The 21,561-nt window shown below is 63.8% G+C and carries 19 protein-coding genes; 10 read left to right on the top strand and 9 right to left on the bottom strand.

The window, feature by feature from the left end; translation table 11 throughout:
* Positions 1 to 55 precede the first annotated feature (55 nt).
* From ACT17R_RS14235 to ACT17R_RS14215, 5 genes are all read left to right on the top strand, one after another.
* Complete coding sequence (locus ACT17R_RS14235) at positions 56 to 2,704, top strand: TonB-dependent receptor plug domain-containing protein (protein WP_444809660.1); 2,649 nt, start codon at positions 56 to 58, stop codon at positions 2,702 to 2,704.
* A 109-nt stretch (positions 2,705 to 2,813) separates the two neighbouring features.
* A complete protein-coding gene (locus ACT17R_RS14230) occupies positions 2,814 to 4,844 on the top strand; it encodes an acetoacetate--CoA ligase (RefSeq protein WP_444809659.1) in 2,031 nt (676 codons plus the stop codon).
* A 30-nt stretch (positions 4,845 to 4,874) separates the two neighbouring features.
* Complete coding sequence (locus tag ACT17R_RS14225; protein WP_444809658.1) at positions 4,875 to 6,200, top strand: spinster family MFS transporter; 1,326 nt, start codon at positions 4,875 to 4,877, stop codon at positions 6,198 to 6,200.
* A 74-nt stretch (positions 6,201 to 6,274) separates the two neighbouring features.
* The gene (locus ACT17R_RS14220; RefSeq protein ID WP_444809657.1) at positions 6,275 to 7,915 is read left to right on the top strand and encodes a tannase/feruloyl esterase family alpha/beta hydrolase; all 1,641 of its coding nucleotides are present in this window, start codon (positions 6,275 to 6,277) and stop codon (positions 7,913 to 7,915) included.
* Between the two features lie 46 nt (positions 7,916 to 7,961).
* A complete protein-coding gene (locus ACT17R_RS14215; RefSeq protein ID WP_444809656.1) occupies positions 7,962 to 8,966 on the top strand; it encodes an alpha/beta hydrolase in 1,005 nt (334 codons plus the stop codon).
* A 144-nt stretch (positions 8,967 to 9,110) separates the two neighbouring features.
* On the opposite strand, the gene ACT17R_RS14210 is transcribed toward ACT17R_RS14215, so the two are convergent.
* On the bottom strand, positions 9,111 to 9,872 hold the full coding sequence (locus ACT17R_RS14210; RefSeq protein WP_444809655.1) for a hypothetical protein: 762 nt from the start codon (positions 9,870 to 9,872) through the stop codon (positions 9,111 to 9,113).
* 310 nt (positions 9,873 to 10,182) lie between these two features.
* Here ACT17R_RS14210 and ACT17R_RS14205 point away from each other — a divergent pair, with 310 nt between their 5' ends.
* The 4 genes from ACT17R_RS14205 to ACT17R_RS14190 all read left to right on the top strand — a co-directional run bounded on the left by ACT17R_RS14205 (position 10,183) and on the right by ACT17R_RS14190 (position 11,623).
* The gene (locus ACT17R_RS14205; protein WP_444809654.1) at positions 10,183 to 10,821 is read left to right on the top strand and encodes a hypothetical protein; all 639 of its coding nucleotides are present in this window, start codon (positions 10,183 to 10,185) and stop codon (positions 10,819 to 10,821) included.
* Between the two features lie 10 nt (positions 10,822 to 10,831).
* Positions 10,832 to 11,104, top strand: a complete 273-nt coding sequence (locus tag ACT17R_RS14200) for a hypothetical protein (RefSeq protein WP_444809653.1) — start codon at positions 10,832 to 10,834, stop codon at positions 11,102 to 11,104.
* A complete protein-coding gene (locus tag ACT17R_RS14195; RefSeq protein WP_444809652.1) occupies positions 11,094 to 11,234 on the top strand; it encodes a hypothetical protein in 141 nt (46 codons plus the stop codon). The genes ACT17R_RS14200 and ACT17R_RS14195 overlap by 11 nt, the downstream gene beginning before the upstream one ends.
* A 119-nt stretch (positions 11,235 to 11,353) precedes the next feature.
* On the top strand, positions 11,354 to 11,623 hold the full coding sequence (locus tag ACT17R_RS14190; protein WP_186401751.1) for a hypothetical protein: 270 nt from the start codon (positions 11,354 to 11,356) through the stop codon (positions 11,621 to 11,623).
* A 238-nt stretch (positions 11,624 to 11,861) separates the two neighbouring features.
* Here ACT17R_RS14190 and ACT17R_RS14185 read toward each other — a convergent pair whose 3' ends face one another.
* The 4 genes from ACT17R_RS14185 to guaA form a co-directional block, all read right to left on the bottom strand.
* Positions 11,862 to 12,062 (bottom strand): hypothetical protein, encoded by a 201-nt coding sequence (locus ACT17R_RS14185; RefSeq protein WP_186401750.1) that lies wholly within the window; start codon positions 12,060 to 12,062, stop codon positions 11,862 to 11,864.
* An 80-nt stretch (positions 12,063 to 12,142) separates the two neighbouring features.
* Positions 12,143 to 12,349, bottom strand: a complete 207-nt coding sequence (locus ACT17R_RS14180) for a hypothetical protein (protein WP_440512165.1) — start codon at positions 12,347 to 12,349, stop codon at positions 12,143 to 12,145.
* A gap of 202 nt (positions 12,350 to 12,551) precedes the next feature.
* A complete protein-coding gene (locus tag ACT17R_RS14175; RefSeq protein WP_186401748.1) occupies positions 12,552 to 12,758 on the bottom strand; it encodes a cold-shock protein in 207 nt (68 codons plus the stop codon).
* A gap of 628 nt (positions 12,759 to 13,386) precedes the next feature.
* Complete coding sequence (gene guaA, locus ACT17R_RS14170; protein ID WP_186401747.1) at positions 13,387 to 14,973, bottom strand: glutamine-hydrolyzing GMP synthase; 1,587 nt, start codon at positions 14,971 to 14,973, stop codon at positions 13,387 to 13,389.
* Between the two features lie 243 nt (positions 14,974 to 15,216).
* On the opposite strand from guaA, the gene ACT17R_RS14165 reads away from it, so the two are divergent.
* Positions 15,217 to 17,634, top strand: coding sequence for a TonB-dependent receptor plug domain-containing protein (locus ACT17R_RS14165; protein ID WP_444809651.1), 2,418 nt, complete (start codon positions 15,217 to 15,219; stop codon positions 17,632 to 17,634).
* A gap of 14 nt (positions 17,635 to 17,648) precedes the next feature.
* On the opposite strand, the gene ACT17R_RS14160 is transcribed toward ACT17R_RS14165, so the two are convergent.
* The 4 genes from ACT17R_RS14160 to ACT17R_RS14145 form a co-directional block, all read right to left on the bottom strand.
* Entirely contained in the window at positions 17,649 to 18,698 is a 1,050-nt protein-coding gene (locus ACT17R_RS14160) for a glycosyltransferase family 4 protein (RefSeq protein WP_062765698.1), read from the bottom strand.
* A 7-nt stretch (positions 18,699 to 18,705) separates the two neighbouring features.
* A complete protein-coding gene (locus ACT17R_RS14155) occupies positions 18,706 to 19,587 on the bottom strand; it encodes a UDP-2,3-diacylglucosamine diphosphatase (protein WP_444809650.1) in 882 nt (293 codons plus the stop codon).
* Between the two features lie 144 nt (positions 19,588 to 19,731).
* The gene (locus tag ACT17R_RS14150; protein WP_444809649.1) at positions 19,732 to 21,171 is read right to left on the bottom strand and encodes an aldehyde dehydrogenase family protein; all 1,440 of its coding nucleotides are present in this window, start codon (positions 21,169 to 21,171) and stop codon (positions 19,732 to 19,734) included.
* Positions 21,172 to 21,247: 76 nt separating this feature from the next.
* Positions 21,248 to 21,541: a GIY-YIG nuclease family protein gene (locus tag ACT17R_RS14145; protein ID WP_086456084.1), complete on the bottom strand. Its 294-nt coding sequence runs from the start codon at positions 21,539 to 21,541 to the stop codon at positions 21,248 to 21,250.
* Positions 21,542 to 21,561 lie beyond the last annotated feature (20 nt).

Here is a 21,561-nt window from a genome sequence, read left to right as displayed (position 1 = left end):
TCCGGCGGCGGCGATGTCCGTGAGCAAGACAAGAGCAGCAGGGAAGAGGATCATCATGTCGACCAGATTCATTCTTACGGGGAGCCGCGCGCGCATGTTGTGCGGCTCGGCCATCTTCGCGGTCATGCTGGGTGCGGCTACCGCCGCTCAGGCGCAAAGCGCCGGCTCGAAAGATCCGGTGGAGGAAAGCGCGGCGGAGAGCGATTCCGAGATCATCGTCACGGGCTCGAGCATTCGCGGGGTCCCGCCCACCGGCTCCGGCCTTATCAGCGTGTCGCGCGATGATGCCAAGTTGATCGGCGCCGCGAGCACCCCCGAACTGCTCGCGACCGTGCCACAGCTCAACAGCTTCAACACCGCTCCGCGTACAAGCAACGGCGGGCTCGGTTCCTTTGCGCCCGGCCTGCGCGGCCTGCCGCCGGCGGCGACCTTGCCGCTGATGAACGGCCATCGCCTGATCTCGGGCAGCACTCAGCAGACAAATCCGGACTATCCGTTCCTGCCCGAACTCGCGATCGAGCGCGTCGAGATCGTCGCCGACGGCGCATCGGCAATCTACGGGTCGGATGCGGTGGCAGGGGTCGTCAATTTCATCACCCGCAAACGCGTGTCGGGCTTCGAGGCCAATGTTCGCTATGGCTTTGCGGACGATTATCATGCCTTCAACGCCGGCGCGATTTTCGGGCATGCCTGGGACAGCGGTTCCTTCGTCGCCGCGTATCAATATTCCGAAAACAGCAACGTCACCGGGGCCGACCGCCGGTATCGCTCGCTCGATTTTCGTGCTGCGGGCGGCATCGATACGCGCTCGACCGTCTGCCCGGACGCGAACGTCAATCTGTTCACCGGCACCATCTATGCTGCGCCGAGCCTGACGCCGGGGATCAACACTTGCGATCCGCGCGGACCCGTCGACCTGGTACCGCAGAACCGCACGCACAGCCTTTTCGTGTCGGCGCGGCAGGAGCTCTCCTCCGCGGTCACCGTGTGGGCCGATCTTCTCTATTCGGACCGCAAGGATATTGTCCAGGCGGCATTGCCTGGTCAGACGTTCGTTCTGCTGACGGCGGCCAACCCGTTTTTCCGCCCTCCACCGGGAACAGGAACGACCTATGAATATGTCGATTTCAGGCCCGACAAGCTGGTTGGCGACGATCATTTCGACCAAAGCTACCGAGTCCGGACGGGGAATGCGACGGCCGGCCTCGACGTCAAGCTGCCCGGCGATTTCAAGGCCAGCGTCTATGGCACCTTCAATTGGTCGCGGAACGACACGTTCCAGCCGGGCATCAACACCACGGCGCTGGCGGCGGCGGCCGCCGGAACGACGGCCGCGACTGCGCTCGACCCGTTCGGTACCGGAACGAGCCCCGCTGTCGTTGCGGCCATCCTGGATAATCCGACCGACTTCACCAATCACCAACGCACCCGGATCGGCGCGGTGAAAGTCGATGGCCCGCTGGCGGATTTGCCGGGCGGTGCGATCAAGGTCGCGCTCGGCGCCGAATATCGGCGCGAGACATATGATCAGCGCGGATCGAGCGGCGGTGTGGGCTTCCCCGAGGACCTGAAACGCAGCGTCCAGTCGCTTTATGGCGAGCTGTTTGTGCCGATCGTGGGCGAGGGCAATGCATCGCCGATGATGCGCAGCCTCACGCTGTCGCTTTCGGGGCGCTACGATCACTACAGCGATTTCGGTTCGACGACCAATCCCAAGGTCGGCCTGACTTGGGAACCGGTCGAAGGGCTGAATTTCCGGGGTAGCTATGGCCGCTCGTTCCGCGCGCCGGGGCTACGCGATCTGGGGTCCACCGTGGGGTCCTATTATGCCGCGGCGGCGCTGGTCGATGCGTTCGGTGCGCGCGACCCGTCGCGCGGGGCGACGCAAGTAAACACAATTCTCCTCTACGGCGGCAATCAGGCGCTCAAGCCCGAAAAGGCGCGGACCTTCTCCTTCGGCGTCGATCTGCGGCCGCGATTCGCGCCCGATTTCAGCGCGAGCGCGACCTTTTATGATATCAAATATGATGATGTCATCGGAACCCCTTCGGGACTGGGAGCCATCCTGTTCAGCGACCCAACCTTCGCATCGCGGGTCATCCGCAATCCGACTGCGGGACAACTGACCGACGCGATTACCGACACCGTGCCCTTTTTCTACACCTTCGCGGCCATCCCGACGATCGGCAACATCCTCGACCTGCGTCAGGGCAATTTCGGCATCCGCAAGACCAACGGGATCGATTTCGATCTGCGCTATCGGCACACGGCGGGTTTCGGCACCCTCTTCGGCGGCATCGCGGGCAATTATATCCTGAAGTATCGCAACCAGCTCTCGCCGACGTCGGCGGTCAGCAACTCGCTCGAGGCCGGGATACCGCGAACCACGCTGCGCACGACATTGGGTATCGCTGCGGGGCCGGTGACGCTTGCCAATTTCGTCAACCATCGCAGCGGCGTGACGGCCGCCTATGCGACGCCAACCGGGTCGAGCCTCTACAAGGCCAAAGGCTATACGACGGTCGATCTGCGACTCTCGCTGAAGCTTCCCGACCTGCCATTCGCCAAGGGAACCGAGGTCGCGCTGCAGATCAACGATCTGTTCGACAAGACGCCGCCCTTCTTCCCAGGCACCGACGGCATCGGCGGCGCCTATAATGCGATCGGGCGTTATGCCGCGATGAGCCTGCGCACATCCTTCTGATGCGGATGGCAGCGCGTCCGTGAGGTCGCGCTGCCGTTCCTTTTGGTCGATGTTCGTGAGCGCGCGCGAAACTCGGCTTCCTTCCGACATGAATAAGGTTCGCCATTCGATGCCAATTGCCAGCAACAGCGCGGCCATCGCGGCTCCCGTCCCGCAGATCCGCCTGTATCTCGAAGAGCTCAAGGCCACGCGCGACCTTGAGTTCGCGCATTATGACGATTTGCACCGCTGGTCGGTGACCGATCTCGAAGGCTTCTGGCGCAGTATCTGGGACTATGACCGGATCGAATCGCGGACGCCCTTCTCCGCGATGCTCGGCGCAGACACGATGCCGGGTGCGCGCTGGTGCGAGGGCGCCGAGGTCAGCTATGCGCGCCATGTTTTCCGCCACGCCGCGGCTGCGGATTCTGCCGGGCAGCCCGCCATCGTGGCGGTGAACGAACGGGGGGAGCAACGAACCCTCGGTTGGGCCGAGCTCAAGCGGCAGAGCGCCTCACTGGCCCTGGAACTGCGCCGGCGCGGGGTAGGGCGGGGCGATCGCGTTGCGGCCTACCTTCCCAATATAGCCGAGGCGGTGGTGGGCCTGCTCGCGTGCGCCAGCCTGGGGGCGATATGGAGCCTTTGCTCGCCCGACATGGGGACCAATGCGGTGCTTGATCGGCTGCGGCAAACCGAGCCCAAGGCGCTCATCGCTGTCGATGGCGTCTTCTACGCTGGCAAAGCCATGGATCGTAGCGCCTGCGTCGCCGAAATTTGCGCCGCACTTCCCTGTATCGAGGCATTGTTCGTCATCGAAAGCGGGTTCGGCGCTGGGGCGGTGTCGGGGGCGGTGGCGTTCGAAGCGGCCATCGCGCGCGACGATGCCGAGGTCGCCGGCTTTGAGCCCGAATGGCTACCCTTCGACCATCCACTGTGGATCCTCTATTCGAGCGGCACAACGGGACTTCCGAAGGCGATCGTGCACGGGCACGGCGGGGTGCTGCTGGCAACCGCCGCGGGGCGACTCCATTTCGATCTCGGACCGAGCTATGAGTCTAATAATTTCGGCGACCGCTTCCACTGGTTCAGCGCCACGGGCTGGGTGATGTGGAACATTCAGGTGGGCGGACTGCTCAGCGGAACGACGATTTGCCTGTTCGACGGATCGCCGAGCGGTACCAAGGCCGAGCCCGACTGGACCCGGCTCTGGCGCTTTGCGGCAGAGGGCGGAGTGACCTGGTTTGGCGCCGGCGCTGCCTTCTTCGCGAGTTGCCGCAAGGCCGGGCTCGACGTCGCCGGACTCGACGGGTTGCACCGGGTGCGCGCGCTCGGCAGCACCGGCTCGCCGCTACCGCCCGACGTCCAGCGCTGGGGTTCGGCGCAGTTCGCCGCCATCGGACGACCCGATATCTGGTGGTGCAATGTCAGCGGCGGTACCGAGATCGCCGCCGCCTTCCTGGCCGGAAATCCCGAGTTACCCGACACGCCGGGGCGGCTTCGGTGCCGCCACCTCGGCGCCGCCATCGAGGCCTGGGACGGGCGGGGACGGGCTGTGATCGGCGAGGTCGGCGAACTTGTCTGCACCCGTCCCTTCCCCAGCATGCCGCTCTATTTCTGGGGCGACGAAGACGGCAGCCGCTATCGCGACTCCTATTTCGCCGAATGGCCCGGCATATGGCGTCACGGCGACTGGCTCACGATCAGGGCCGACGGCAGTTGCACCATTTCCGGCCGCAGCGACGCAACGATCAACCGCCACGGCCTGCGCATGGGAACCGCCGAAATCTACGCTGCGGTCGAGTGTCTGCCTGAAATCGTCGACACGATGATCATCGACGTCGAGCGTGAAGACGGCGACAGCACGCTGATCATGTTCGTCGTGCCGGCGAAGGGGCGAGCCGTCGACCCTGCGATGGAGCAGGCGATTGCATCGGCCATACGCTCGAGTCTCTCGCCGCGCTTCGTTCCCGATCATCTGATCGAGGCACCCGGCATCCCGCACACGCTTTCTGGAAAGAAGCAGGAACTCCCGATCAAGCGGCTGTTCGCCGGATGGCCCGTCACCAAGGTCATCAGCGCCGACGCGACCGCGACGCCTGAGGTCTTGCCTTGGTACATCGATCGGGCACAGCGCTGGAACGGGGCGGGAGACAGGATGTGATAACGCAAATGGTCTGGGAGAGGACGCGATATGGACAATAGGACATTTGCGGACAGGTCTGACCTGGAACGATCGAAGCCGACCGGGCATCGCGGCCTTGTGCTCGGCATGCTGTGCTTCGTCTACGTGCTGAACTTCCTCGATCGCCAGCTTGTCTCGATCCTCGCCAAGCCGATTCAGGACGGCTTGCACATCACCGACAGCGAACTCGGCCGGATCACCGGTTTCTATTTTGCGCTCTTCTATTGTTTTATCGCGATTCCTGTTGGTTGGCTCGCCGACCGCACCAATCGCGTAAAGGTGCTTTCGATCGCTTGCGGCCTGTGGAGCGCCGCGACCGCGGCATGCGGCATGGCGGCGAACTATGGGCAACTTGTGGCGGCACGTATGGCGGTTGGTGTCGGCGAAGCCGGCGGCGTTCCGCCGTCCTACGCGATCATATCGGACACGTTTCCGCGCGAGCAGCGCGGCACCGCGATGGGCATCTTCAACCTCGGCCCGCCGATCGGTTCGGCGCTCGGGGTCGCGTTCGGCGCGTCGCTCGCGGCCGCCTATGACTGGCGCGCGCCTTTCCTCATCGTCGGCGCGATAGGCGTCGTTACCGCAGTCCTCGTCTATATCATCGTGCCCGAACCCGCGCGCGGTCGCTTCGACCCGCTTCCTGCGGCCGCGGCGGAACCGGCGCACAGCTTCGGGCAGGCGATCCGCGCCTTTTTCGGCAACAGGATATTGACGCTCGCGGCGCTAGCCAGCGGTGCCGCCAATTTCATCACCTATGGCCTCAGCAATTTCGCCACGCTTTTTCTCATGCGCGAAAAGGGCATGACGCTTGAGGAGGTGGCAATATGGTACGCGCTGGCGGTCGGCCTCGGAATGGGGGCGGGCATTTTCGTCTCAGGGCGGCTGATCGACCGGTTTGGCGTTACCAACAAGGCGGCCTATGCGAGCATCCCGGCCTGGTCGCTCGTTCTCGCCTTGCCCTTCTTTCTCGGCTTCGCTGCTGCCGACAGCTGGCAGGTCGCGCTCCCCCTCTTGTTCATGCCGCTCTTCCTCAATTCCTTTTTCCTCCCTGCCACGGTGACGTTCGTGCAGAGCGAGGTCGATCCGGGCGCGCGCGTGATATCGGGCGCGCTGCTGCTGCTGGTCATGAACCTGATCGGCCTCGGCCTCGGGCCAACTTTCGTCGGCATGGCCAGCGACTTTTTCCGGCCGCAATATGGCGAGCACGCACTCCGCATGGCCTTTTATGCGCTGGCGCCAATGTATCTCGTCGCCGCGCTGCTCTTCGCCTGGCTTGCGCGAATGATCAAACGGTCGTCGCCAGCATCCGGCGAGCCGCGGCAGGCCAGCGATTAGACGAAAAATGCGCTTGGCGCGCAGCGGGGGTCGCGCGGCGGACCCGGGCACCGACAAGAAGACGGGAGACAGATATGACGCGGAAATATGGCGCCGCCTTTCTGACGGCCTTGGCGGCCGGATCGCTGGCCCCTGCGACGGCAGCAACAGCGGCGGAAACACCAACGTCCGCCGACGCCGCACGGCGCTGCACCAGCCTCGCCGGATTGCGCCTTGCCGATACGACAATCGAAAGTGCGGCGCTTGTCCCGGCAAAGGCCGCCGAGCTTGGCATAGCGGGCGACAAGCCTGGCTATCGAAGCTTCTGCCGCGTGGTTGCGCGCGTGCGCTCGGCGCCGGATTCCGACATTGGCGTCGAGATATGGCTGCCGACCGAGCGATGGACCGGCGTCTTCCATGGCAATGGCAACGGCGGCTTTGCCGGTGACCTTGCCGGCGGCTATTCGGGAATGGTCGATGGTCTGCGCCGCGGATTTGCGACCGCGACGACCGATGCCGGAACCGCACCGGCGTCGCCGCTGGAAGGTGAGGCCCTCATCGATCACCCCCGCAAATGGAGGGACTGGGGCCGACTTTCGACGCATGTGATGACGATCACCGGGAAGGCGATCACCAAGGCTTTCTACGGCCGCAATGCAAGGCGTTCCTTTTATACCGGATGTTCGACGGGCGGGCAGCAGGGGCTCATCGAATCGCTCTACTATCCTGAAGACTATGACGGGATTCTGGTCGGAGCGCCGGTCATTAACCGCACATGGGGGCACGCCGCGGTGCTCTGGGACTATGCCGCTGCGCACCGCACGCCGGACAGCCTGTTATCTGATGCCAAGCTCAAGCTGCTCAACCGGGCGGCGGTCGCGGCGTGCTGGCGGCAGGGCCATGGCCTCGCGGGCGACCGGTTTGTTTCGGACCCGCTGAATTGCAAGTTCGACCCGGGGGTGCTGCAATGCAGGGGCGCGGCGGGCAACGCTTGCTTGACCGAAGCCGAGGTTGCAACCGCGCGGGCCTTTTATTCGGGGCCTACGAACCGCGCGGGCAAGGCCAATTACTTCGGCTGGTTGCCGGGAAGCGAAATGCCCGACACCTTCGGCTGGTCCTTCCTTCAAAAGCCGATCAGGGATCAGCCACCCTTCGGCGCGCTGTTCAAATGGGTGTTCGGCGCCGATTGGGACTGGAAGGGTTTCGATTTCGACCGCGACATGCCGGCGGTCGATGCGCGCCTCGACCCGATCGTCAACGACGCGACGCGCGGGAGCCTTGCCGATTTTGCCGCGCGCGGCGGCAAGCTGATCATATTCCACGGCCTTGCCGATACGCTCGTGGCGCCCGGCCAGTCGATCGCATTTTTTGATCGTCAGGCGGCCGAGGTCGGCGGCGATCACCGGCTTGCGGAGAGCGCGCGCCTGTTCCTCGCGCCCGGCATGATGCATTGCGGCGGCGGGACCGGGCCGGACAGCTTCAACGCCACGCTCGGGATCCCACCCCAGCCGCCCGGCTATGACGCAGAGCATGATCTATTTTCGGCGTTGATCGAATGGGCGGACGGGGGCGATGCGCCCAACCAGGTCATCGCTACGAAGTTCGCCAGCGACGACGCCGGCAGGATCGAAATGCAACGCCCGCTCTGCGCCTATCCGCGGAAGGCCGAATATCGCGGTTGGGGGTCGACGCTGTCGGCGAGCAGCTTTCGGTGCGTCGCGCCGGACGATCGCTGAGCTGCCCGTTTCCGCCGGGCGTATCGTCTGCCGACAGGAGGTACGGATGCTGAATCGCAGGGAGTTCGCGGGCCTTACCGCCGCAGGGGCGGCCACCTCGCTGGCCACGCTATCGGCTCCTGCACTGGCGGCAGGCACTATCACCTATCATTCGCGCGCATCGTCGCTCGTCCCGGGCGAGGCGCGTGTCGCCATCTACCTGCCGCCGGGCTATGACGCCGATCGAACCGACCCCTATCCGCTGCTGCTGCTGCTCCACGGCGGAAACGGTAGCGAGAAGGATCTCGCCTTCTTCAAGGACGTTTTCGACCGCGAGATTGCGGCGGGTCGGCTGCCGCCGCTCGTCATTGCCACGCCGACCGGGCGTCGCTCGCTCTATATGGATTTCCGGGACGGGTCGGAGCGATGGGAGAGTTTCGTTCTTTCGGACGTCCTGCCGTTCGTGCGCCGAAGCGCCCATGTCTCGCAAGGGCGCGAGCGCACCTTCATCGGCGGCTGGTCGATGGGCGGCCTCGGCTGCCTGCGCATCGCCTTCAAACATCCCCAGCTTTTCGCTGCGGTGGCAGCACTGGAGCCTGCGATCGAGCCTGCCCTTGCGTGGAAGGGTGTGGGGCCACACACGCGCTTCTGGCGGCCCGAAGAGGTTCTCCATCCGATATTCGGGAATCCGGTCGATGCCGAATATTGGGCGCAGAACAATCCCGCATCGCTTGCAAGCCGGGCGCCAGACCGCCTGCTCGGTCTTGGCGTTTATCTCGAGGTCGGCGACCAGGACATGCTCTATCTTTATGATGGTGCGGAGTTTCTGCACCGCGTCCTGTTCGACGCCCGGCTCGCACACGAATATCGGCTGGTTCATGGCGCCGAGCATATCGGCCCTTCGCTGCTACCGCGCATCGCGGATGCCCTGGGCTTCATTGCGCGCCAGATCGCACCGCCCGGCTGGATTGACCAAAATGTCCTGAACGTCCGCGCCATGCTCGATCGTAGCAAGCGATCGGCCGGGCTCCCCGTTGAGCCGATCGACCCTCGGCGCCTCAAGAACAGGTAGGCGGACGTCCGATCTGGGCGGATGACGAGACCTTCATGTCCTGACCGATTCTCTCAGTAGAAAGCCGAAAGCCGCGCGAGCCTGGCGGCCACAAGGCGACAGCGAAAGGCGGTGGCCATTCGCTGTCGCCTTCGATAACCCGGTTCAGAACCGGCGCTGGCCGTTGCCCCAGTTGCCGACGTCGCATCGCCCGGAAAAGTCGGTCATCGCCTTGACCGTGATGAGCCCGGTCCGGCGATCGACGGTGATCTTGGGCTTGTTCATTCCGTTGAGGCGATAGCTGGCGGTGATCTGGTCGCGGCCGACCACGAGATTTTCGAGGTTCCACCAGCCGTGATCGCCGCCCGAATGGATGGGCGGAACCAGCTTCGGGCCGAGGTGGATCCGGCCGTGATCGCCGTAGAGTTCGATCTGAACGTCGCTGTTGAACCCTTCGGTGCCGCTCGTCACCTGGTTGCGCCACTCCCATTTATGACTCGAATCGTTCCAGACGTAATTGGGCTGCGAGTTCACCATGGGGCGGTTGCCCGAGCCATAGCAGACCAGGACCAGCGATTGCGGATCGCTCGCCTCTGCGGCATGCGGCGCTGTACTGTGCTCGGCAGGTTCATTTATACCCGGACTGTCGGAACAATTGGCCTGCGGAACGCCGAGGATCGCGGCGTAACGGCCATCGACGGTCGAAACCGAGATGCAGCGCTGCATTCGCTCGTTCCAACAGAAGGTGAAGCGCTGGTCGCGAACAACGGTGGAGTGGCGCGAGACATAGCCTCGCGAGAGAAGCTGGGTTTCTCCGCCTGCGGCGCGGGCACCGACGAGATCCTCGACGTCGGGGGCGCTCTGCGCGACCGCTGAACTGCTGGCGAACGCTGCGGCGAAGGCGGCAGGGATGAGAGCATGACGCATGTTCGATTCCTCCTCTCGCGGCGCAACGCTCTCATCCCCCGGAGCGCCCGCAAGGTTAAACTATGGTCAACCAGACCCTTCACCTGCCGGCAGTATCAGTGACGAGAAGCGCCTCTTCGAACAGACTCCCGCGCCAAAAGGCTAAGGCAACTGCATAGGACAGGACTCATGAGCGGCGGGGATCGTTAATGGCGTATCGAACATGCCTTGTAAGAGCTTATGCGAGGGCCCATTTATAGATCATCGCTTGCTTACTTTGGCATGCCGGCGACTGAGAGACCAACGCGCTCCCGCTGAACGGGAGCTGGCCATGGATCTCAATCAACTTCTCTATCATCACCAGATGGCGCTGATGGCCGCGAACCGTGCCCACCGCGATGGGCACCCCGCCTCCAATTTCGACCTTCCGCGCTATTATGCGAAGCGGATCAGCGAGTATCGCGCGCGGCGCGGCATCGGCGTCGGTCCGGCACCTATGGCCGATCGAGAGGGCAGCAACCCGCGGTCAGATCCCCCGACCTCGGGACAGCGCAACTCTTATCCGCTCTTTCTTGGTGATACGCTGGTCGCCGAACTTCTCGTCAACAGGGCGCTGGCTATGACCGAGGCCGAGCGCAACGCATGCGCGCTGGACGGCATCGCCGAGCGCTTGGCCGATCTTCACGAAGCGCTGTGGGTCATCGGGCACGATATCTATCAGGCCCTCGATCTTGATGAAGAAAAACTCGCGGTGCTGGCTGCTGACCTGCCTTCGCCTACCTCCGACGCGCGGCAGGCGGTGCATTTGCGGCCGTTACCCTCGCAGTCGGACGAAGGCATCTCCCACAGCTATATCGAGCAGTTCAGCGTAGGCACATTTCGCTATACCAATATCGAGGATGCCCGCGCCGCTCTGCGCCGTCAGCACATTAGCAGTGCGACTTCCGGCAGGCAGATCAATGATGTCTGACAGACAAGAGATGCCGACGCGCGCGCGTACCAATCCGTTCAGGCGACGACGGTCCTTTGCGCCGCTTGCCCCGCAAGAAGCAAGGCGCCAGGGTGCGATCAGCACGCTCGCTTTCCAACTGCTCGGCGGGCGCGATCCAGCGTTGGCGTTCCTCAACGGCGAGTGCGCGGAACTGCTCGGGCGGCCGATCGCCATCGCGACGCTTAGCGACGCGGGCTATGCGATCGTCGAGCGCGAGATACGTTCGCGCGCGATGACTGTCGGAGCCAGGCATGCCGGCTGACCGCGAAGTCGAACGGCATATCATCCGAACCTGGTTCGAATGGGGGATCGACGGGCTGGCGCGCAAAGTCATCCTCATTGTCGAAACCGATCTGCCCATGCAGCCTACGAGCAGGGGTATGACCTGTTGACGCTCGATATGTTGCGGGCCGCGGCGATCGCCCGGTCGCGGGCCTCGCGGGGCGCGATCGACCGGATCCGTATCGTGCCGGTGCGTTACTGAAGCCCGGTGGGGGCAGGAGAAGCGGCGATGGCCGATTATGAAATCACGGGCATCCGGCAGGGCGGTGTCGATGGCCGGCTCCACCATATCGAAGCGGTGAAGGTGGGCGAAAGCCTGTTCCATGTCGATCAGATCATCGAATGGACACGGGACGGCGTCCATCGTTTCTGGATATGGTTTCAGGACGAAAAGATCGGCATTGTGGCGCTATCCCACGGCTCGTCGCGGCGCTTCTATCTCACTGTCGAGGGGGGAGGATTCCCGCCCGTAGCCTTGCTTTCGCTTCCGCGCGTTTAACAAGGAGAGCGTGACTGTCCCGACTTACGGACGGCACCGGAAATTCGCGCAAGGGCAGTCGCGCGGTTCAATAGAACCCCACCGCAAAAGAGCCTCGCATCTGTATGCGAGGCCCTTTCATCCTCTGCGGTCGTGACCAAAGGAAGCCCCATTGGCTTCCCGGGTCGCAGGGAAGCCTTTGTCATGGAGGCATAGGCCAATGCTATGTGATGTCGAGCGTTATCGCAGCCGATCCCGTCTAAATCGCTGTGACCTGCTGCTGTGCATGCGCGCTGCTATAGCCGACAAAATCAGGTTGGAGCCCGCGTTTTTCGCGAAACATATTGATCCGCTGCGCATAATGGTTCGGCAGATCGAAGTGGGCCGGTGCTTCGCCTTTGTGGTGTGCTCGGTCGGCAGCGATCACGGCAAGTTGGTGGTGGTAGAAGAGCTGGTTCATATCCATTGAAATTATCCGGGTTCGGGTTCGTCAGTAATCAGGCGCGAACATCGCGCCTCGATTTTTTGCATCGCGCGACATTATCCGAGGCATTGGGCGCGGACCGCATCTGCGAGCTGCTCTTTGACGGCACGGGCCTGTTCGGATTTGAACTGGCGGTTGGCCAGCGCGTGCCAGGCGGCAGCCGAACGAAGGTTGCGCTCTCGAACCAGCGTCAGGTCCGCTGCGGCCGCTTCGGCCTCGCATCGCTCGGCCTGCTCGCGATAATTGTCGCTGCTTGCTGCCACGGCGTTTTCCTCTCGTTCAATCGACCGCGCGGACGTCGCCGATCGCTGGAGGGACGCGAAAGCATCGCATCCGTCCAGCGGTATGGGCGGTCGGGCGATGCCCATTTTCCAGGGTGACGCGGAAACCGCCGGTCGGGCAGAATTATCGCGATCGAGCCCTCGAAGATGAGACCTTCCTCCATGCCATTGCGGAAGGTCCGGGTCAGGCCGCTTCTAGATTGACCGCGGAGATCTTGCCGTCGCGACCGGTTTCCAGCGCGTACGAGACCCGCTGGTCCTTGCCCAGCGTCGCCATTCCGGCGCGCTCGACCGCGGTCACATGGACGAAGCTGTCGCCCGAGCCGTCCTCGTTCGAGATGAAGCCGTAGCCCTTGTCGCTGTTGAAGAATTTGACTGTGCCGATCGGCATTAGATGTTTCCTTTCACGAAAACAGAGTGTCCGCCGGCACAAGCGCCGACAGAGCTGGAAGCGTGAGAAGGGAAGAATCGCCCCGATTGGGGTATCAAAATTCCGTCGCAGGCGACGTTAGCAACTGGAACATGGGGTATCATTTTTGAAAAGTCAAGGATTTTCAATATATTTCGACATGGACTCTCATAGTATCCGGAATTATCTTAATTTCGAAATAGTGGAAGAGACTTGTCGGATTGGGTTTGACAAATCATTTTATTGATATGTTTGTTCGCGTTATTTCCGATCCGGATAGATCATTCGACGCACATGAGCGCACGCCAGTATTCGCGGCTTATCGGCGAATGGATGAGGGCGAGCCGCCCTGGATCGATCACCGCATTGCGGATCGGAATGGGCGGCGCGGTCGGGCCTCATCCTGTCGGCGCTTAAACATGGTGGGCGAGGTGATTTCGCACCCTTTCCCCGTCCGGTTGCTGAAACGGCGCTTTTCGAAACGTCCGACGTCATGCGCTAAAGTCGCTGGGCACGCGCTTTTTCGTCGGCTGCCGTGCGCGGCGGTAGTTTGACAATCGTCTGCTGCGCGCTGATGTCGTCTAGAGCCGGCGTATTTTCGTGCCCGGAATCATTCCCACTCGATCGTGCCCGGCGGCTTCGAGGTATAATCGTACACCACGCGGTTGATACCCTGCACCTCGTTGATGATCCGCGTCGCGCAGCGGCTGAGGAAGCTTGCGTCGAAGGGGTAGATGTCGGCGGTCATGCCGTCGGTCGAGGTCACGGCGCGCAGCGCGCAGACATGGTCGTAGGTGCGCCCGTCACCCATCACGCCGACGGTCTTGACGGGCAGCAGCACCGCGAAAGCCTGCCAGATCGCATCGTAGAGACCGGCATTGCGGATCTCTTCCAGATAGACGGCATCGGCCTTGCGGAGGATGTCGCAGCGCTCCTTCGACACCTCACCGGGGATGCGGATTGCGAGGCCGGGGCCGGGGAAGGGGTGGCGGCCGACGAAGATGTCGGGGAGGCCGAGTTCCTTGCCGAGCAGGCGGACCTCGTCCTTGAACAGTTCGCGCAGCGGTTCGACGAGCTTCATGTTCATCCGCTCGGGAAGGCCGCCGACATTGTGATGGCTCTTGATCGTAACGCTCGGCCCGCCGGTGAAGCTGACGCTTTCGATGACGTCCGGATAGAGCGTGCCTTGGGCGAGGAAGTCGGCGCCGCCGATCTTCTTCGCTTCCTCCTCGAAGACGTTGATGAATTCGGCGCCGATGAATTTGCGCTTCTTTTCGGGGTCGGTGACCCCTGCGAGGCCCGCCATGAAGCGTTCCTCCGCATCGACGACGACAAGCGGGATGTTGTAATGGTCGCGGAACAGCCGTTCGACCTGCTCGCGCTCGTTCATGCGCAGCAGGCCATGGTCGACGAAGACGCAGGTGAGTTGCTCGCCGATCGCTTCGTGGATCAGCACCGCGGCGACCGCGCTGTCGACGCCGCCCGACAGGCCGCAGAGGACGCGCTGGTCACCGACCTGCGCCCGGATCTCGGCGATTTTCGTCGCACGGAATTCCGCCATCGTCCAGTCGCCGCTGCACCCGCAGACGTGGCGCACGAAATTGGCGATCAGCTTGGCGCCGTCGGGTGTATGGACGACCTCGGGGTGGAATTGGGTGCCGTAATAGCGCCGCTCGTCGTCCGCGATCAGCGCGAAAGGAGCGCCATCGCTGACCGCGACGATGCGGAAGCCGGGAGCGAAGCGGGTAACGCGGTCGCCGTGGCTCATCCACACCTGATGCCGTTCACCGACCTCCCACAGCCCGTCGAAGAGCACGCAGGGTTCGGTGACGGTCAGGAAGGCGCGGCCGAATTCGCCGTCGCGCTCGCCATCGGCGCCGCCCGGTTCGACCTGCCCGCCGAGCTGCTGGCTCATCACCTGCTGGCCGTAGCAGATGCCGAGGATGGGAAGGCCGCTTTCGAATACCGATTGCGGGGCGCGCGGGCTGCCCGCCGCAGGGACCGATGCCGGTGAGCCCGAGAGGATCACGCCCTTGGGCTTCATCCGTTCGAGCGCGGCCTCGGCGGCGTTGAACGGAACGATCTCGCTGTAGACGCCGGCTTCGCGGACACGGCGGGCGATGAGCTGGGTGACCTGGCTGCCGAAATCGACGATCAGGATCGATTCGGGGGCGGCGGAAGAGGCTGGAGTCGGCATGGCTGGCCGATACGGATGCCGGCGCCGACTGTCTAGGGTCAAGCCGGGCGCTCGGGCGCTTCGTCGGTCCAGAACGGGCGTTGGTGGAAGCGCCCTCGCGATGCCATAGTGTTGCGACAATTGGCGAATAGCTGCCCGGCAAGACCGAAATTCGTTTCATCGTCGGTTCAATCGGGTCCGGCATGATGACCAAAAGACAAGATAAAGGTTCTCCCCACCATGTATGTTCGACCGCTCCTTCCCATGCGCGCCCTGTTGCTGACCGGCGCCGCGATTGTGGCTGTCCCGGCCGCGATGGCGCAGGATCAGGCGACCGTCCCCGCTGTTTCGAGCTCGGGCACCCCGACCGACGACGATATCGACTATGCCGACGAGATCGTCGTGACCGCGCCGCGGATCGCGGGGCAGATCGACACCGATATCGCGGCCGAGGCCGAACTCGATGAAGCCGCGATCGCCAGCTACGGCGCCTCGTCGATCGAGGAATTGCTGACGGCGCTCGAACCGATCACGCGGTCGGGACGCGGGCGCGGTAGCGGGCGGCCGGTGATCCTGGTCAACGGGCGCCGGATCGGCGGCTTCGGCGCGGTGCGCAACCTTCCGCCCGAAGCGATCGCCAAGGTCGAGATTTTCCCCGAGGAAGTCGCGCTGCAATATGGCTATGCCGCAACCGACCGCGTGGTGAATTTCGTGCTCAAGCCCGATTTCAAACAGGTGTCGGTGGAGGGCGAGGCAGGCCTGCCGACGCAGGGCGGGCAGTTCAAGAGCGAGCTGGAACCCGCGGTCGTCGCGATCGGACAGAATGGCCGCTTCAACCTCAACGGGGGGTGGGAGCAGCAGACGATGCTGCTCGAGCGCGAGCGCGACCTTGGCGACACGGGGCGCAGCCTGTTGCCCGCCAGCGACACCTATATCATCGACGGCACGATCGTCCGCAATCTTGACAAGGTCACCGACCTGTCGGCAAGCCTGCGGTTCGACCAGACCGACAGCCTCAGCCTCCTTGGCCCTGGCGCGGGCGGTGTCAGCGATCCGCTGCGCCGCGACAGCCGGACGCAGAACTGGACGGGTTCGGCAAGCGCCAACGGCATGCTCGGCGCGTGGCGCTGGTCGGTTACGGGCAATTATGCCGACAGCGATCAGCGCATCTTTACCGAACGCCTGAGTGGCGGGCGCGACCGTTTCGACAGCAGCCAGCAGAGCTTCGGCGGCAATGCCAATATCTCGGGGAGCGTGGTCGAGGGATGGGCCGGCCCGATCCGCGCATCGATCACCGGCGCTTATACCGGCCTGCGTTATGATAGCCGCGCCGACCGCAGCGGCGGCATCACGACGAGCGACCTCGCGCGCGACACGCCGAGCGTTTTCGGATCGCTGACGGTGCCGATCCTCGATCCCGACTATGATGTCGGCAAGATCGGTCGCATTTCGCTGACGCTGAACGGCCAGGTCGAAAACCCCAGCGATTTCGCCGCGCTCAAAAGCTGGGGCGCGACGCTCAATTGGGGGCTGACCGACAATCTGTCGTTGCTCGCAAGCTTCAACCGCGACGAGGCGGCGCCTTCGGTGACGCAGCTCGGCGCGGCGCCGCTGGTTACCGACAATGTCACCTACTACGACTTCCGCACCGGCCAGACGGTGCAGATCCAGACGACGACCGGCGGCAATCCTTTCCTCCTCGCCGAACAGCGCCGCGATGTGAAGCTCGGGCTCAACTGGTCGCCGCCGATGGTCGAGGGGTTGAACCTTTCGATCAACTACAACAGCAACCGTAGCGACGACACCAGCAACGGCTTCCCGCTGTTGACGCCCGAGATCGAGGCCGCTTTCCCGGATCGCGCGACGCGCGTCGGCGGCGTGCTTGTCGCGCTCGACCAGCGCCCGGTGAATTTCGACCGCGCAACCAATTCACAAATTCGCTGGGGGATCAATTTCGGCCGCAGTTTCGGCCAGTCGCAAGCGGGTCCGGGTGCGGGCCGCTTCGGTGGCGGTCGTCCGGCTGGCGGCGCCGAGCGACGTCCGCAGCCGGCGCAGGGCGACGCCCCGCCGCCGCCCGACGGGCAGGCCGCTAAACCCGCCGGATCGGGCGATGCGCCCGCCGCAGCGCCTGCACGCCCGCGTGGCCCCGGCGGCGGCTTTCGCGGCGGGCGCGGTGGTCCGGGCGGCATGTTCGGCGGACCGCAGGGCGGCCGCTGGCAATTGTCGCTCTATCACACGATCAAGCTGACCGACCGCGTGCTGATCCGGCCCGGCGTCCCCGAACTCGATCTGCTGAACGGATCGGCGACCGGCAATGGTGGCGGCAGCAACCGCAATCTGGTCGAACTCGACGGCGGCGTCTTTTACAAGGGCATCGGCGCACGGGTCAGCGCCAAATATGACAGCGGCAGCCGCGTCGTCGGCGGCGCCAACGGCGATCTGACCTTCCACGATCTTGCAACTTTCAATCTGCGCTTTTTCGTCGATTTCAACCAGAAGCCCGAACTGACCAAGGCGCTGCCGATCCTGAAGGGGTCGCGCCTGCGCCTGTCGATCGACAATCTGTTCGATGCGCAGCGCAAGGTCACCGACGCCAGCGGCGTCGTGCCGCTCACCTATGCGCCGGGCTATATCGACCCGCTCGGCCGCTATATCGAGCTGGAGTGGCGCAAGGCCTTCTAGAGTCCTGGCTGACTCTAAACCAGGCGGGCCGAAACCGTGGCCGGCGTCGTCGCGGATTCGGCGGGTACGAAGGTCAGTGCGCGCAGAAACTGCCGCGTGCAGTTCGGCCAGCTGTAGCGTTGGCCCAAGGCCGCGGCGCGGGCCGGATCGCGTGTCAGTGCCAGCGCGATCGCACGATCGAGATTGGTATCGAGAGCGCCAGCGTCGTCGGTGACGATGTCGGCCGGGCCGGCAACGGGATAGGCCGCGACGGGCGTGCCGCACGACAGCGCTTCGATGACGACAAGGCCGAAGGTGTCGGTACGGCTGGGGAAGACGAAGACGTCAGCGCCGGCATAGGCGCTGGCAAGACGCTCGCCGCCGAGCTTGCCGAGGAAACGGACATCCGGGAAGCGGGCGCGCAGATCATCGAGCGCCGGACCGTCCCCTACGATCACCTTCGTTCCCGGATGTCGGGTTTCGAGAAATGCCTCGATGTTTTTTTCGACCGCGACGCGGCCGACATAGAGCTGGATCGGGCGGGCGAGGCCGGCGAAATCGGGATGGGACGTGCGATCGGGATGAAAGAGGGCGTGATCGACGCCGCGTTCCCACATCATCGTCTGCCCAAGACCCTGCTCCGCAAGCTCGCGTTTCAGCGAGCGCGTTGCGACCATGATGTGCTGCGCGGGGCGATGGAACCAGCGGATAAAGCGCCACACGAACTGCGGCGACACGGGGATGCGCGCCGCGACATATTCGGGAAAGCGCGTGTGATAGGCGGTGGTGAAGGGAAAGCCGGTATCGATGCACCAGCGCCGCGCCGCAAGGCCGAGCGGCCCCTCGGTCGAGATATGAATCGCCTCGGGTGCGAAGGCGCGTATGCGCCGTGCGACGGCGCGCTTGCCCGCGAAGGCCAGGCGGATCTCGCCATAGGTCGGGCAGGGGATTGACCGGAACAGATCGGGCGAGATCACCCCCACGACATGCCCCTGCGCGCGCAACTCGGCGATCGTCGCCTGCAGCGTGCGCACGACACCGTTGACCTGTGGCTCCCAGGCGTCGGTAACGATCAATATCCGCATGCGGCGCTCACGCGGCCTTTGCGGCAGCAGGAAGGCCGAGCGGGGCCGGCGCGTCGCGTGCGGCGACCTCTTCGGCCCAGTGCAGGATTTCCATGCGGCCGTCATGATGTTCGACCAGCGCGGTGCAACCCTCGACCCAGTCGCCGTCGTTGTAATAATCGACGCCGTCGATCGCGCGCATCTCTGCGCTGTGGATATGCCCGCACACCACCCCGTCGACCCCGCGTGAGCGCGCCGCATGGGCGACCACCTCTTCATAGTGGCCGATGAACTGGACGGCGTTCTTGACCTTGTGCTTGGCGACCATCGACAGCGACCAATAGGGGAGGCCGAGGCGGCTGCGGATCGCGTTGACGACCACATTGCACTTCATCAGCGCGGTGTAGGCTGCGTCGCCGACAAAGGCGAGCCAGCGGTGCGCGAGCATTACCGCGTCGAACTCGTCGCCATGGACGATCAGCAGCTTGCGGCCATCGGCGGTCTGATGAACCGCCTCGCGCCGGATTTCGACCCCGCCGAAATCGAAGCCGTCGAACGGCTTGACCATCTCGTCGTGATTGCCGGGGACATAGACGACGCGCGTGCCGCGCTTCGCGCGCTTCAGTACGCGCCAGACGACGTCATTATGCTCGGGCGGCCAGAAATGCCGCTTCTTCAGCCGCCAGCCGTCGATGATGTCGCCGACGAGATAGAGCGTCTCGCAATCGACATGGTCGAAAAAGTCGATCAGCAGCCCGGCGTTGCAGCCGCGCGTGCCGAGGTGGATGTCGCTGACCCACACGGTGCGGTAATTGCGCCGCTCGCCGATCACCCGCTCGGGCACATGCGGTTCGGTGGTGAAGGGATCGGGAAAGCGGTTCGGGATCGGCAGGGTCGAGATCGAGGCCATGTCTCACTCCGTAGGCAGCCTTGGCTGCCCACGGCCTAGACACGAGTTTTGTTACATGCGGCGAATCAAAGCCGCGACAGTTTGAAGAATGTTTTGCGGCGGTTCGGTGACTATTGGCCGTTTCCAGACGCAGTTTATCGAGGATCAGACGCGCCGGATCACCAAGTTGCGGATTTCGCTCATATCTTCCATCGCGAAACGGATGCCCTCGCGCCCGAGGCCCGAATCCTTGACCCCGCCATAGGGCATATTGTCGACGCGGTAGGAGGAGACGTCATTGACGACGATGCCGCCGACGTCGAGGTCGTCCCACGCTTCCAATATCTTGTGAATGTCGCGGGTGAAGATCCCGGCCTGCAAGCCGAATTTGCTGTCGTTGACCTCCGCCAGTGCGGCGTTCCAGTCGGTGAAGCGCGACAGGACGACCACCGGGCCGAAGGCTTCCTCGCGCACCACGTCCGTCCCCTCGGGTACATTTTCGAGCAGCGTCGCCTCGAGCATATTGCCCTCGCAGCCGCCACCGGCGAGCAACGTCGCCCCGGCCGCGACCGCGTCGTCGATCCAGCCCTTGAGCCGCTCTGCTTCCTTTGCCGAAATCATCGGGCCGATGAAGGTGTCGCGGTTTTTGGGATCGCCCGATTTGAGCGTCTTCACCTTGGCGGCAAGCATGTCGCGGAAACGGTCGTAGATGTCGGCGTGGATGATGACGCGCTGCACATGGATGCAGCTTTGCCCCGACTGGTAATAGCCACCGAAGATGATCCGCGCGAGCGCATGATCGAGGTCGGCGTCCTTGTCGACGATCACGGCGGCATTGCCGCCGAGTTCGAGCACGACCTTCTTCTTGCCGGCCTTTGCCTTGAGGTCCCAACCGACGCCGGGCGAGCCGGTGAAGCTCAGCAATTTCAGCCGTTCGTCGGTGGTGAACAGATCGGCGCCGTCGCGGCTCGCGGGCAGGATGCTGAACGCGCCTTCGGGCAATATGTCGCACTCGGCGAGGACCTCGCCCATGATAATCGCGCCCAGCGGCGTCATCGAGGCGGGCTTCATCACGAAGGGGCAGCCCATCGCGATCGCCGGCGCGATCTTGTGCGCCGCAAGGTTGAGCGGAAAATTGAACGGCGAGATAAAGCTGCACGGGCCGATCGGCACCCGCTTCCACATCCCCATATAGCCCTTGGCGCGCGCCGATATGTCGAGCGGCTGGATCTCGCCATAGTTGCGCGTCGCCTCTTCGGCGGCGATGCGGAAGGTGTCGATCAGGCGCCCGACCTCGCCCTCGCTGTCGGCGATCGGCTTCCCTGCTTCGACGCACAGCGCATAGGCAAGCTCGTCGAAGCGTTCCTTGAAGCGCGCGACGCAATGATTGAGGACATCCTGCTTCTCGTAACTCGCGAGCCGCGCCATCGGCTCGGCGGCGCGCACCGCGCCGGCGATGGCTTCATCGATGACGTCGGGGGTCGCAAGTGCGGTACGGAAAGCGATTTCGCCGGTGAATTTGTCGATCACCTTGAGGTCGGTGTTCGGCTGCACCGCCTTGTTGTTGAGATAGAGCGGGTAGACGTCCTTGAGTTTCACAATCATTCTCCACCATGCTGGCGCGCGCTCCGCCACCCACCATTGTCATCCCCGCGAAAGCGGGGACCCAGGGGCAGTATGCTCAGCCGTTAATCCGATCATATAGGTCGAGCCATTGCGGATTGCCGCGTTCGATGAGTTCCAGCTTCCATGCCCGGCGCCATTTCTTTACCGCTTTTTCGCGGGCGATCGCCGTGTCCACATCAGCAAATGCTTCGACGTGCACCAGACGAGTAACGCCGTATTTCGTTGTAAAATTTGAACCTTTGCCGTCGCGATGCTGTTCCATCCGCTGCGCCAGATCGCCCGTCACACCAGTATAGAGCGTGCCGTTGCGCCCGCTGGCGAGGATATAAACATGATAGGTTCGGCTCATCCAACTCCTGGGTCCCCGCT

Source organism: Sphingopyxis sp. Q841 (assembly GCF_052384365.1).
Lineage (GTDB): Bacteria > Pseudomonadota > Alphaproteobacteria > Sphingomonadales > Sphingomonadaceae > Sphingopyxis > Sphingopyxis terrae_A.
This window is presented reverse-complemented; position numbering and strand designations above follow the sequence as displayed.

What these genes read in the sequence shown, in the direction of transcription:
- ACT17R_RS14200 (WP_444809653.1), top strand. Translation starts at nt 10,832, where the DNA reads ATGCCGACGCGCGCGCGTACCAATCCGTTCAGGCGACGACGGTCCTTT.
- guaA (WP_186401747.1), bottom strand. Translation starts at nt 14,973, where the DNA reads ATGCCGACTCCAGCCTCTTCCGCCGCCCCCGAATCGATCCTGATCGTC.
- ACT17R_RS14215 (WP_444809656.1), top strand. Translation starts at nt 7,962, where the DNA reads ATGCTGAATCGCAGGGAGTTCGCGGGCCTTACCGCCGCAGGGGCGGCC.
- ACT17R_RS14165 (WP_444809651.1), top strand. Translation starts at nt 15,217, where the DNA reads ATGCGCGCCCTGTTGCTGACCGGCGCCGCGATTGTGGCTGTCCCGGCC.
- ACT17R_RS14235 (WP_444809660.1), top strand. Translation starts at nt 56, where the DNA reads ATGTCGACCAGATTCATTCTTACGGGGAGCCGCGCGCGCATGTTGTGC.
- ACT17R_RS14195 (WP_444809652.1), top strand. Translation starts at nt 11,094, where the DNA reads ATGCCGGCTGACCGCGAAGTCGAACGGCATATCATCCGAACCTGGTTC.
- ACT17R_RS14185 (WP_186401750.1), bottom strand. Translation starts at nt 12,062, where the DNA reads ATGAACCAGCTCTTCTACCACCACCAACTTGCCGTGATCGCTGCCGAC.
- ACT17R_RS14175 (WP_186401748.1), bottom strand. Translation starts at nt 12,758, where the DNA reads ATGCCGATCGGCACAGTCAAATTCTTCAACAGCGACAAGGGCTACGGC.
- ACT17R_RS14160 (WP_062765698.1), bottom strand. Translation starts at nt 18,698, where the DNA reads ATGCGGATATTGATCGTTACCGACGCCTGGGAGCCACAGGTCAACGGT.
- ACT17R_RS14155 (WP_444809650.1), bottom strand. Translation starts at nt 19,587, where the DNA reads ATGGCCTCGATCTCGACCCTGCCGATCCCGAACCGCTTTCCCGATCCC.
- ACT17R_RS14145 (WP_086456084.1), bottom strand. Translation starts at nt 21,541, where the DNA reads ATGAGCCGAACCTATCATGTTTATATCCTCGCCAGCGGGCGCAACGGC.
- ACT17R_RS14210 (WP_444809655.1), bottom strand. Translation starts at nt 9,872, where the DNA reads ATGCGTCATGCTCTCATCCCTGCCGCCTTCGCCGCAGCGTTCGCCAGC.
- ACT17R_RS14150 (WP_444809649.1), bottom strand. Translation starts at nt 21,171, where the DNA reads ATGATTGTGAAACTCAAGGACGTCTACCCGCTCTATCTCAACAACAAG.
- ACT17R_RS14205 (WP_444809654.1), top strand. Translation starts at nt 10,183, where the DNA reads ATGGATCTCAATCAACTTCTCTATCATCACCAGATGGCGCTGATGGCC.
- ACT17R_RS14230 (WP_444809659.1), top strand. Translation starts at nt 2,814, where the DNA reads ATGCCAATTGCCAGCAACAGCGCGGCCATCGCGGCTCCCGTCCCGCAG.
- ACT17R_RS14220 (WP_444809657.1), top strand. Translation starts at nt 6,275, where the DNA reads ATGACGCGGAAATATGGCGCCGCCTTTCTGACGGCCTTGGCGGCCGGA.
- ACT17R_RS14225 (WP_444809658.1), top strand. Translation starts at nt 4,875, where the DNA reads ATGGACAATAGGACATTTGCGGACAGGTCTGACCTGGAACGATCGAAG.
- ACT17R_RS14190 (WP_186401751.1), top strand. Translation starts at nt 11,354, where the DNA reads ATGGCCGATTATGAAATCACGGGCATCCGGCAGGGCGGTGTCGATGGC.